Source organism: Pseudomonas sp. WS 5051 (assembly GCF_012985715.1).
Lineage (GTDB): Bacteria > Pseudomonadota > Gammaproteobacteria > Pseudomonadales > Pseudomonadaceae > Aquipseudomonas > Aquipseudomonas bubulae.
The window spans coordinates 47,682-59,063 of sequence record NZ_JAAQWV010000022.1; the positions used below are offsets into that span (position 1 = coordinate 47,682).

At 58.7% G+C, this 11,382-nt stretch carries 11 protein-coding genes and 1 tRNA gene; 7 read left to right on the plus strand and 5 right to left on the minus strand.

Translation table 11 applies throughout. The annotated features are described in order from the left end of the window. Position 1: 1 nt before the first annotated feature. The 4 genes from uvrC (at position 2) to HBN79_RS22555 (ending at position 4,364) form a co-directional block, all read left to right on the plus strand. Positions 2–1,825 (plus strand): excinuclease ABC subunit UvrC, encoded by a 1,824-nt coding sequence (uvrC, locus tag HBN79_RS22540; RefSeq protein ID WP_095000028.1) that lies wholly within the window; start codon positions 2–4, stop codon positions 1,823–1,825. A 32-nt stretch (positions 1,826–1,857) separates the two neighbouring features. Next, complete coding sequence (gene pgsA, locus HBN79_RS22545) at positions 1,858–2,415, plus strand: CDP-diacylglycerol--glycerol-3-phosphate 3-phosphatidyltransferase (RefSeq protein WP_016781234.1); 558 nt, start codon at positions 1,858–1,860, stop codon at positions 2,413–2,415. A 63-nt stretch (positions 2,416–2,478) separates the two neighbouring features. Beyond that, a tRNA-Gly gene (locus HBN79_RS22550) sits at positions 2,479–2,554 on the plus strand. Between the two features lie 538 nt (positions 2,555–3,092). Continuing rightward, complete coding sequence (locus HBN79_RS22555) at positions 3,093–4,364, plus strand: outer membrane protein transport protein (RefSeq protein ID WP_095018457.1); 1,272 nt, start codon at positions 3,093–3,095, stop codon at positions 4,362–4,364. 80 nt (positions 4,365–4,444) lie between these two features. Here the strand turns inward: HBN79_RS22555 and HBN79_RS22560 are convergent, their stop codons facing one another. The 3 genes from HBN79_RS22560 to HBN79_RS22570 are packed head-to-tail and all read right to left on the minus strand — an operon-like array spanning position 4,445 to position 6,783. After that, positions 4,445–5,656, minus strand: coding sequence for a CynX/NimT family MFS transporter (locus HBN79_RS22560; RefSeq protein WP_169917223.1), 1,212 nt, complete (start codon positions 5,654–5,656; stop codon positions 4,445–4,447). Then, positions 5,643–6,104: a nucleoside deaminase gene (locus tag HBN79_RS22565; protein WP_150628492.1), complete on the minus strand. Its 462-nt coding sequence runs from the start codon at positions 6,102–6,104 to the stop codon at positions 5,643–5,645. Before HBN79_RS22565 ends, HBN79_RS22560 begins: the two co-directional genes overlap by 14 nt. Before the next feature lie 19 nt (positions 6,105–6,123). After that, a complete protein-coding gene (locus HBN79_RS22570) occupies positions 6,124–6,783 on the minus strand; it encodes an ankyrin repeat domain-containing protein (RefSeq protein WP_095000032.1) in 660 nt (219 codons plus the stop codon). Positions 6,784–6,892: 109 nt separating this feature from the next. Here HBN79_RS22570 and HBN79_RS22575 point away from each other — a divergent pair, with 109 nt between their 5' ends. The 3 genes from HBN79_RS22575 (at position 6,893) to HBN79_RS22585 (ending at position 9,507) form a co-directional block, all read left to right on the plus strand. Continuing rightward, positions 6,893–7,786 (plus strand): LysR substrate-binding domain-containing protein, encoded by an 894-nt coding sequence (locus tag HBN79_RS22575; RefSeq protein ID WP_095032364.1) that lies wholly within the window; start codon positions 6,893–6,895, stop codon positions 7,784–7,786. A gap of 168 nt (positions 7,787–7,954) precedes the next feature. Next, positions 7,955–8,398 (plus strand): nuclear transport factor 2 family protein, encoded by a 444-nt coding sequence (locus tag HBN79_RS22580; RefSeq protein ID WP_095000034.1) that lies wholly within the window; start codon positions 7,955–7,957, stop codon positions 8,396–8,398. 161 nt (positions 8,399–8,559) lie between these two features. After that, complete coding sequence (locus tag HBN79_RS22585; RefSeq protein WP_169917224.1) at positions 8,560–9,507, plus strand: LysR family transcriptional regulator; 948 nt, start codon at positions 8,560–8,562, stop codon at positions 9,505–9,507. 48 nt (positions 9,508–9,555) lie between these two features. On the opposite strand, the gene HBN79_RS22590 is transcribed toward HBN79_RS22585, so the two are convergent. Both HBN79_RS22590 and HBN79_RS22595 read right to left on the minus strand, forming a co-directional pair. Further along, the gene (locus tag HBN79_RS22590) at positions 9,556–10,659 is read right to left on the minus strand and encodes an alkene reductase (protein ID WP_169917225.1); all 1,104 of its coding nucleotides are present in this window, start codon (positions 10,657–10,659) and stop codon (positions 9,556–9,558) included. 130 nt (positions 10,660–10,789) lie between these two features. Next, positions 10,790–11,254: a class II aldolase/adducin family protein gene (locus tag HBN79_RS22595; RefSeq protein WP_262372761.1), complete on the minus strand. Its 465-nt coding sequence runs from the start codon at positions 11,252–11,254 to the stop codon at positions 10,790–10,792. Positions 11,255–11,382 lie beyond the last annotated feature (128 nt).

The following is an 11,382-nucleotide window of genomic DNA, read 5'->3' on the forward strand; positions in this document are numbered from 1 at the left end:
GATGACAGACGTGTTTGATGCAAGTGCATTTCTTTCGACCTGTAGTGGTCGACCCGGCGTGTATCGCATGTTCGACAGTGATGCGCGGCTTCTCTATGTGGGCAAGGCCAAGCACCTGAAAAAACGCCTGGCCAGCTATTTTCGCAAAACCGGCCTGGCGCCCAAGACGGCTGCACTGGTTGCGCGTATCGCGCAAATTGAAACCACTATCACCGCCAACGAAACCGAAGCGCTGTTGCTTGAGCAGACGCTTATCAAAGAGTGGCGTCCGCCGTACAACATCCTGTTGCGCGACGACAAGTCCTACCCTTATGTGTTTTTGTCGGATGGTCAATACCCGCGGCTGAGTATTCACCGCGGTGCCAAAAAACTGAAAGGCAAGTATTTCGGGCCTTACCCCAGCGCCGGCGCCATCCGTGAAAGTCTGAGTATCCTGCAGAAGACTTTTCTGGTGCGTCAGTGCGACGACAGCTACTTCAAAAACAGAACGCGACCTTGCTTGCAGTACCAGATCAAGCGTTGCAAGGCGCCTTGCGTCGGCCTTGTTGACCCGCAGGAATATGCCGAGGACGTACGCCATTCGATCATGTTCCTTGAAGGGCGTAGCAGTGCCCTGACCGATGAGTTGAACGCAGCCATGGAACAGGCTGCCAGCACGCTGGACTTCGAGCGTGCCGCTGAGGTGCGTGACCAGATTTCCTTGCTGCGCCGGGTTCAGGACCAGCAAAGCATGGAGGGCGGTAACGGCGACGTGGACGTGATTGCCGCTTTCGTCAACCCGGGCGGCGCCTGTGTGCACCTGATCAACGTGCGCGGCGGGCGTGTGCTGGGCAGCAAGAATTTTTTCCCTCAGGTAGGTATTGAGGAAGATGTCGCCGAAGTCATGGCGGCCTTTCTTGGCCAGTACTACATCAGCAGTCCCGAGCGCGACCTGCCCAGCGAGTTGATCGTCAACGTGGAGCATGAGAGCTTCGGCGCGATTATCGATGCAATCGCCGAGCTGCGTGGCCGAGAGCTGGCGATCAGCTATCGTGTGCGCGGCACCCGGGCGCGCTGGCAGCAGTTGGCGGTCACCAATGCCGAGCAAGCGCTGATGGCCCGCCTGACCAATCGCCTGCATGTGGCGGCGCGTTTTGAAGCCTTGGCCCAGGTATTGAAACTCGACGAGATTCCGCAGCGCCTGGAGTGCTATGACATCAGCCACTCCAGCGGCGAGGCCACTGTGGCGTCCTGCGTGGTGTTTGGCCCCGAGGGGCCGATCAAGTCCGACTACCGGCGCTTTAACATTGAAGGTGTCACGCCAGGCGACGACTATGCCGCCATGCACCAGGCACTGATGCGGCGCTTCAGTCGACTCAAGGAGGGAGAGGGCAAACTGCCGGACATTCTTCTGGTCGACGGTGGCAAGGGGCAGATGTCGATGGCCCGTGATGTGCTGAATGAATTGGCAGTACCCGACCTGATTTTGCTTGGCGTGGCCAAAGGTACGACGCGCAAGGCCGGTTTTGAAACGCTTTACCTGAATGATGCGGCCCATGAATTCACCCTCAAGGGTGACTCGCCGGCCTTGCATCTGATCCAGCAAATCCGTGACGAGGCCCACCGCTTTGCAATTACCGGGCACCGGGCGCGACGCGGAAAAACCCGTCGAACCTCAACGCTGGAAGGCATTGCAGGGGTAGGGCCGACCCGCCGCCGAGATTTATTGAAACATTTTGGTGGCTTACAGGAGCTATCTCGTGCAAGCATCGAGGAGATCGCCAAAGCACCCGGGATCAGTAAAAAGCTCGCTGAGTTGATTTATGCAAACCTGCACAGCGAGTAGAATGCCACCTCACCTCGTAGCCAGTTGTGCCGATGAATATCCCTAATTTGATCACCGTACTACGCGTTCTACTTATTCCTTTCTTCATTTTGTTGTTTTACCTGCCTTACAGCTGGAGTTATGCAGCCGCCAGCTCAGTCTTCGCCTTTGCGGCGGCGACCGACTGGCTTGACGGCTACCTGGCCCGCCGGCTGGAGCAGAGCACGCCTTTTGGTGCCTTTCTGGATCCGGTGGCCGACAAGTTGATGGTGGCTGTGGCTTTGGTGTTGCTGGTGCAAGAGCATCACAACGTGTGGCTGACCTTGCCGGCGGCGGTGATTATTGGCCGTGAGATCGTCATCTCCGCGTTGCGCGAGTGGATGGCGGAGCTGGGGGCACGGGCCCAGGTAGCGGTCTCGAACATGGGCAAATGGAAAACCGCAGCGCAAATGCTCGCTCTGGTCATACTGCTGGCCAATCCGTCGGACTTCAGCTTCTGGGTATTGGTAGGGTACGGGTTGCTGTTGGTAGCTGCCGGCTTGACCCTGTGGTCGATGCTCCAGTATTTGCGGGCTGCCTGGCCGCATCTGAAGACCACCTCGGTAAAATAAATAAAACTTTTTAAAACAAAGGCTTGACGCGTTATTAGATTTCTATAGAATGCGCATCACCAAGCGGGAATAGCTCAGTTGGTAGAGCACGACCTTGCCAAGGTCGGGGTCGCGAGTTCGAGTCTCGTTTCCCGCTCCAAACATGGCCCAGTGAATTCAATCGGATTCGCAAGGGCAGAACAAAGGACCTTCGGGTCCTTTTTTCGTTTCTGGCGTTTTATTCGGGGATGCTGAGTCGCTCTTCTGAAGCCGCGGGCTGAAAATGATGTGCGCCCGACACAGCGTATTGATCTATTAAATGCCCAACCGTTTGCTATTCCCTGGCCTGTTTGATTGAGACGTTGAATATGGGTTTATTTAAAGTTCGCAGCTCTTTCAAGAAAAGCGCACTTGCCCCGCCAGCGATCCACTTCACTCAAGTCCGGCGCCATCAGCTCCCGGACAGCAGATTGCGATTTCATGTTTAGTGCATCATGTTTAATGATCTTTAGCGCTTTAATATGTTAGCGAAATCAATCAGTTGATCAGCTCTGCCCATCAGCGGGTATTCGCCCGCTGAATAACGGCGCGCTCTTGTTATATTGTCCTACAAGGCAATTGATTTCTATATAACAGGCTCTGGCAACGGATCAGGAATATTGGTAGTTTGCGCCCCGTTGATCACTGGACCTCTAATAATGAAAAAACTATTCTTCAAGACCACCCTCGGTCTTGCCGTTGCACTTGCGTCGTCTCAGCTACTTGCCAGCGGTCTTGCAATCAATGAACAAAGTATCAGCGGTATGGGCACCGGTTTCGCCGGTCGATCGTCCTCCGCGGATGATGCCAGTACCGTTTACGGCAACCCTGCCGGCATGGCGCGCCTGAAACAGGAGCAGGTGAGTGCAGGTGCTGCCTTGCTCGTGGCGAAAACCGATATCAGCCATACCCGCAGTACCTTTGGCGGCAAGGAAGACGGCGATATGGTGCCGTTGACTGCGGTGCCAATGGGTTATTACGTCAAGCCGATTGATGAACACTGGGCTTTCGGTGTCGGTTTCTATGTGCCGTTTGGTTTGATTACGGACTATGGCAGTGGTTTCGCCGGCCGCTACTTCGCCAATAAAAGCAAGATTCAAGTCATGACGTTCCAGCCTACGGTCAGCTATGCCTTCAATGACAAGGTGTCGATCGGGTTTGGTCCGACCATCAACCGCATTGACGGTGAACTGACTTCACAAGTGCCAAATGCCCTTACCCCGGGCAGTAACGACGGCAAGGTGAAGATCAGCGGCGATGACACGGCCATCGGTTTCAACGCCGGCATCCTGGTACAGGCCACTGACAGCACCCGTGTGGGCCTGACGTATCACTCCAAGGTCAGTTACAACCTCAAGGGCACTACCAAGGTCACTGGCGGTACCTTCAGCCTGCTGGGCCTGAGCGGCCAGAGCTACGATGCCAAGCTGGACCTGGACACGCCGGAGTCCGTGGACTTCTCGGTCACTCACCAGCTCAATGATGACTGGACCCTGTATGCGGGGAGCACCTGGACCCGCTGGAGCCGCCTCAAGGATATTACCGCTCAGAACAGTGATGTCAGCCCGCGTCTTGGCGGCTCGTTGAGCACCATTACCGAGGAGCAGAACTGGCACGACACCTGGGCCCACGCCATTGGCGTCGCGTATCAGTTGAATCCGCAATGGGTGTTGCGCACGGGCTTGTCAGTCGATGAGTCGCCGACCAACAACAGCAACCGTTCGCCGCGTATCCCCACCGGTGACCGTACCGCCATCAGCTTCGGCGCTGGCTGGACGCCGGTGAGTAACATGACGATCGACCTGGCGTACTCCTACCTGTGGGAAGACAGTACCAAGGTCAACGACAGTTCGGCTTCCAAGGGCGCGTACAGCTCTACCTACAAAAACAGCGCGAGCGGTTTTGGTACTTCGATCACCTATCGTTTCTGATCTGCGGGATGTGCGTTACCGGGAATGTAACGCACATCTGGCCGGGGGCAAGCAGCACCATGCTTCACACCCATGCTCAGTCAAGGCACCGCAAGCGGCTCGGCCTCGCCAGCGGCAAACACTGCCCGGGCATTGCTCTGCGGGCTGAAAATCCGCGTCAGTAGCAGCATTGCAACAACCGCCACAACCAGAACCCACCAGGCAGTAACAAAACTCCCCGTGAGTTCGCGAAGCCAGCCCGTCAGCCATGGCGATACCGCATTGACAAGAAATCCCGCGCCTTGCACGAACCCTGCAAGCTGAGCGGCTTCGCTGGGTTTGCGGCAATGGTCCAGGGTCAGGATCAGGCTCAGGGCGAAACAGGCACCCAGGCCAAAACCAATCAAGGCCACCCACACATACGGCGATTCCAGCGGCCACATGACCAGTCCGCTATAGCCCAGTGCCTGCGCTCCCAGGCTGACCGCCAAGAGCGGGCGCCTGTCCGTGCTGCGGTGGGCCAGCGCAGGCATCACCAGCGCAGCCAGTACCTGAAAAATGGTCATGAACGCCAGAAGCGAGCCGCTTTGTGCTGCACTCCAGCCCATCTGCAAATAGTAGGCGGGCAACCACGCCACCATGCTCATATAGCCACAGTTGACGAGGCCGAAGTACAGCGCCAGTAACCATGCGCGCCGGTTGCGCCACGGGCGCATGGCTGGCTCGCCCGCCGTTCGGGCACCGCTGGCAAAGGGCAATAAGCCCCACAGCACCAGTGCGACCAGAGCAGGCGCAAGCCAAATCCCCAGTCCGGCCTGCCAATGGCCAAAATGGCCGGCCACCAGCGGGCTGACGAGTGCAGCCAGGCCGCCGCCGGCCATAAGGGAGGCGGAGTACACCCCTAAAGCCAGCGCAACCCGCTGCGCAAACTGGCGCTTGATCAGCGCCGGAACCAGCACCTGGATCAGCGCAACCCCGGCACCGCCCAACAAGGCCGTGGCCATCAGGGTTTCTGCCTGATCGGCAGACAAGCGCCACAGGCAGGCGCCCAGGATCATCGACAAGCCCAGGGCCACGCCACGGCGCTCACCCAGGCCTGCCTGCAGGCGTACGCCGAGCAAGGCCACCAGACCCATGCAGATCACTGACAGGCTGGTCAGCCAGGCACTGCTCTGGAAGCTCATGCCCGTGTCATGACGTATCTCAAGCAACAGCGGGCTGATGGAGCTGAGCAGCGGACGCAGGTTAAGCCCCAGCACCACCAGCAATGCCCAATTGGCGCACACCCGCGCAGGGTGTTTATCCAGGCTCATGGCAGGCTTTCCAGTCACTATAGATCTCGACCATGGCCGGTTGGGGTATGTGTTGTATCGCCAGTGTCTGTTCGCTCAACGGCAGCGCCAGTTGCTGATAAATCGCTGCCGTAGACAGCCCGAAGGGTTCCCCCTGCGGGTTGCTGGCGGCATACACCACTCGGGTTACGCCACACAGGTGCATGGCACTCAGGCACATGGGGCAAGGCTGGCCACTGGCATAGATCACGCAACCCTCCAGGCGCGGGCCCAGTTGCTGGCTGGCAGCCCGTATGGCCAAGAGTTCTGCGTGTGCAGTCGGATCCTGGCTGATATGGAGGGTGTTGACGGCCTCAACGATCACCTGGTCGTCTTTGACCAGTAGCGCAGCAAAAGGCCGGCCACCGCCGGCAACGTTGCTGGCGGCCAGGACCACGGCGCGTTGCAGGTAAAACTCATCGCTATGCATAACAACTCCAGGGTTTGATTCAGTGCGCGCCGGCATCACGCAGCAATTGTGCGGTTACGCCCTGGCCGCGCTGCTGCGCTTGTTGCAGGGGGGTGTGGCCGTCGCTGTCCGGCAGGTTCAGGTCGGCACCGGCATTGATCAGCTGGGTGATGATCTGCTGATGCGCCGGGCCGCCGTCGGAGAGCACGATGGCTTCCATCAGGCAGGTCCAGCCCAGGCGATTGACATGGTTCAGATCAACCCCTGCTGCGATCAGCAGGCGTACCGTTTCAACATGTCCGCGTTCGCATGCCGGGATCAGGGCGGTGCCGCCATAGCGGTTGGTACTCTGCAGATCGGCACCGTGAGCCAGGGTCATTTGCAGGATTTCGTTACGCCCACTGGCGCCTGCCAACAGATAGGGGCTGTCACGCATCAGGTTCTTCTGGTTGACGTCGGCCCCAGCCTGGATCAAGGCCCGGGCGATTTCGATCTGGTTCGATCGGGTTGCCAGCAGCAGCGCGCTGCTGCCATCCAGCGCCTGTACGTTGAGGTCCGTGCCTTCACTGATCAGTTGCTGGACCCTGTCCAGTTCGCCGTCGCTGACGGCATTGAGGAGTGTCTTGTCGCTTGCCATCACCGCTCCCATTATCAACAGCGCGACCGTCAGCAGGCCGCATTTGCGTGTCAGGCTGCCCATGGTTGAGCCCTCTTTTACATCCCGTGAAAAGCCAGTATGGTCAGCGCAGCAGGTATTCTGAAATTAAATATAGCCATGCCTTTAAGTGGCAATGTGAATGGTGAGGCGGATGCTTGATCCCATACTGTTACGCAGTTTTGTCGCGGTGGTGGACTGCGCCAATTTCACCCGGGCGGCGCAGCGTCTGCATCTCACCCAGTCGACGGTCAGCCAGCAGATCCGCCGTCTGGAGGACAGCCTTGGCTGCAAGCTGCTCGACCGCGAACAGCGCCGGGTGATTGCCACCCCTGAAGGTGAGCGCCTGCTGGCCTATGCGCGGCGCATTCTGGCGCTTGATCAGGAAGCCCGCGATGTGCTGTTCAACCAGGCCAGTGAGGGGGTGTTGCGCCTCGGCGTGCCTGAAGACTTTGCTGCCGAGCGCTTGATGCCGATCCTTTCGCGGTTCGGCCTGGAGCACCCGGGAGTGCGCCTGGAAGTCACCAGCGGGTTGGGGCCTGAACTGATGCGGCTTTATCGCCAGAATGAATTCGACCTGTTATTGGTCAAGCAGATGGGGCAGGGCGATGATTGCCTGGCTTGCTGGCCCGAACCCATGTGTTGGGTCGACAGCCGTTCAGCGCCCGCACTGGGGCGCGAGCCCTTGCCGCTGGTGGCGTTTCCGGTGGGCGGTTTGTACCGCAATGAAATGCTCCATCACCTTGAAGTGGGGGGATGGCGCTGGCGCATCAACTACTCCAGCGCAAGTCTGGCCAGTGTCTGCGCCGCCGTGGCGGCGGGCCTGGGTATCAGCTTGTTGCCGTTGCGGGTGATCAGCCCGGAACACAGGGTGATTGATGCCGGCAGCGGCCTGCCGGATATCCAGGGGGTATTTCTGGCGTTGTATGGGCAAAACGGTCTGAGCCATGCGGGCAAATTGCTGCAATGCCAGTTGCTGGATCTGTGCCAGACGCTTGCTAACGATGAGCAGGCTGGTGAACGAGCCCTTCAAAACGCGGCCAGTTGAGTGAAAGAGAAAGAATTTGATCCTGTGATTCCAGAATGTTTGGAATTTATGGGTGATTATCTTGTGCTGGAACATGACTAAAGTAGAGGTTTTACAGGTCAGGAGCTGATTGTCCTGAGCAGGCCAGCGCCTTCACAGGCAAGCCAGTCACTACAGAGGTCACAGGTTATGGATACCAAACTCAAAGCGTTGCTTGATCGCGAAGAGATTCGCAATCTCAGAACCCTCTATGCACATCACCTGGACAGCAACACTATCGACGCCCTTGACGAAGTGTTCTCGGCAGATGCGGTGGTGGAGGTTACGGTCGGCAAAATGACGGGTATAGATGCCATCCGCAGTGGCCTCAATGATGCCTTCAAACTCTTCGATCGCGACCACCAGGGCAGTTATCCGTTTCTGCATGCGATCGCCAACCACTGGATCAAGTTGACCGGGCCCGATACCGCGCAAGGGCGTTGCTACCTGATTGATTTCGAGACCGCATCCAAGCCCGATCCGAACCCGCTGCTGTTGCTCGGGCTGTACGCCGACACGTACCGGCGTATCGATGGCGAGTGGCGTATCACCCATACCCGCCTTGAAGTGGTCTGGCCTGAGCGTGCAGCCTGATCCAGGGCCGGCTCCGAGGATTGAGCATGAGCGATGCGCCTTTATCCAGGGCGCATTTTTGTTTGTGCAGAAGGTAAGCCCCGGGGTTTTACCCCTCTATTACTGCATGGTTTTGCTATTGTTCAGCTGCAGATCCTTAAACTTTAGCCTTGGACGCCACAATGACGGGCAACCCATTTGACGGTATTCGTGAGTTTGTGTCTGCGGCCCAGTCACTGAGCTTTACAGCGGCAGCCCTGGAGCTTGGCGTGACCAGTTCCGCCGTTGGCAAGAGCGTGACTCGCCTGGAGGCGCGCCTTGGCGTCAAGCTTTTGCATCGCACCACCCGGCGCCTGAACCTCACCAGCGAGGGTGAGGCCTATCTGGCCAGCTGCCTGCGGGTAATGGATGAACTGGCCGAGACCCAGGGCTTTTTGACCACCGGCCAACAGGAACCTGTCGGTCGGTTGCGGATCGATCTGCCGGCGGCCTTTGGTCGCCGACATATTTTGCCGACCTTGATCGATATGGCGGTGCGATACCAGCAGCTCGATCTCTCCATCAGCTTCAGTGAGCGGCTGGTGGATATCGTCAATGAGGGTATCGATCTTGTGGTCCGAATCGGTTCATTGAAGGATGACGCTGAAATAGTGGCCCGCAGGCTGGGCAGCCAGAGCCTGTTGATTTGCGCAACCCGCGAATACCTGCACAGGCATGGCACGCCCCAGGCACCGGCTGATCTCCTGCAGCATGACTGCATTGTCGGCTGGCGCAACGGCACTCGCAAAAGCTGGATGCTGGTGGATGAAAAGGGGCACACCAACGAGCACGACGTGCGGGTCAAGCATGAGATGGGAGACGGTGAAATGTTGCTGGACATGACACTGGCCGGGGGCGGCCTGGCCCAACTGCCCACCTGGCTGGTGCAGACGCATATCCAGCAGGGGTTGCTGGTGCCCGTACTTGAGCAATATGCCGGTGCCGAGATGCCTATTCACGTGATCTGGCCACGCACGCGCTACATACAGCCCAAGATCAGAATGGTCGTCGATGAACTGCTGGCACTGGCCCGACGCGATGCCGGGATTTTTCGCCCGGATCAGGGCGCGCCCAACCCCCAGGGTTCATGAATGCAGCGCCTCAAGCTCCATGACGTGAAGCGCTGCAGCTGAATACCGTTACAGGTTCGGCGAGTGGAAGGGGTAATCGACATAGCCTTTTTCGCCGCTGTTGCCGTAGAACGAGGCGCGGTCCGGGGTTGCAATCGGCCAGTTATTTTTCATCCGCTCCACCAGATCCGGGTTGGCAATAAAAGGCCGCCCAAACGCGACCAGGTCCAGGGCGCCTGATTCCAGTGCGGCTTGCGCCGACTCGCGATCAAAGCCGCCAGCGGCAATCAGTGTGCCTTGATACGACTCGCGAAAAGTCTGCGCAAAGCCTTCGGGCATGCGCTCGGCGCCAATGGTTAATTGATCGCTCAAGTGCACGTAGGCAATGTCGCGTTGATGAATGGCGTGAGCCACCGCGACCCAGGTCTGGGCTTCGTCATCAAACGGCGCCATGTCGAACAGGCGGCCAAACGGCGAGATACGCACGCCAACCTTGCCACGCCCAATGGCGTCGGCAACCGCATCAATGGTTTCCAGCAGCAGGCGAATGCGGTTTTCGATTGAGCCGCCATAACGGTCGGTACGATCGTTTACACACGGATTGATAAACTGCTCGAACAGGTAGCCGTTGGCGCCATGAATTTCGACCCCGTCAAACCCCGCCTCGACAGCCCGGCGGGCAGCCTGAACAAAGTCATTTTTGATCGTCCCGACTTCTTCGGTCGACAGCGCGCGCGGCTGGCTGGCCTGGATCGGGCCCGGTTGACCGTGCTCGTCATAGGCATAGGTCATTGAGTTGGCCGCCACCTTGTTGCTGGATGACACCGGCGCACCGCCGTCCGGTTGCAGCGTGGTGTGGGATACCCGGCCGACATGCCAGAGCTGGGCGAAGATCTTGCCGCCGTCCTCATGCACGGCCCGGGTGACGTGCTTCCAGCCTTCCACTTGTTCCTGATTATAAAGGCCGGGGTTGAACAGATAGCCGCGGCCCTGGATGGAAACCGGCACACCTTCGCTGATGATCAGGCCGGCGCTTGCACGCTGGCGGTAGTAAAGAACCGTCAACTCGTCAGGAATATCGTTCAAGGCGCGGGCACGGGTCATGGGCGCCATCACGACACGATTGTTCAGTTCCATTCCCGACAAGGTGTATGGAGAAAACAGCATACTCATAGGGCAGGGACCTCCGGTGTGGGGCGCTGCGTGGCGCCAGTCCGGGTCAATATACGGTGATATTGATCCCGGATAATCGGCCCTGGATTCCAAACATTGCGGAGTTGAATTCCATAATTTGCGGGGTTAATTACTCCAGAACAGTCGGGTCGCGGCGGATTTCTTCCCGTGCCATGGCTTCCCACAGAAACGGGAAACCGTTGGCATCGGTGCGCTCTCCAGTGGCGAGGGCGACATGGGCAGGGAGCGGCGCGCCGCCACCGAGTGCCTCGACATGCCAGGCCAGACGGCTGCGCCACTCCAGTGTGATCGCGCGCAAATGGGCCTGGCGAATGCCATTGGCCACCACCAGGACGCCGTGGTTGGCGAGCATGGCCCATTTCTGGGCTCCCAGTGCCGTCACTACGGCGCGGCCGAGGACGGTGTCCTCGACGGTACCGCGATATTCGTCGTAGAGCACCGGGTCGCTATCAACCAGGACGGAGGTCTGGTCGTAAACCGGCGGGATGCGCCCCGCGGCTGACCAGACGCCTGCCCAGCGCGGGTGGTTATGGATGACCACCTCAACATCATGGCGCGCGGCATGTAAATCCATAGTAAGCGTCCAGCCCTACCACCTGTAACCCATTCGACTCGGTCGGCATCCTGTGCTCTTTTCGTCGGGAGAGTTACATGGAACCAATGTCAGTGCGGCGCGAGTTATGGATCGCACATGTTCAAGCC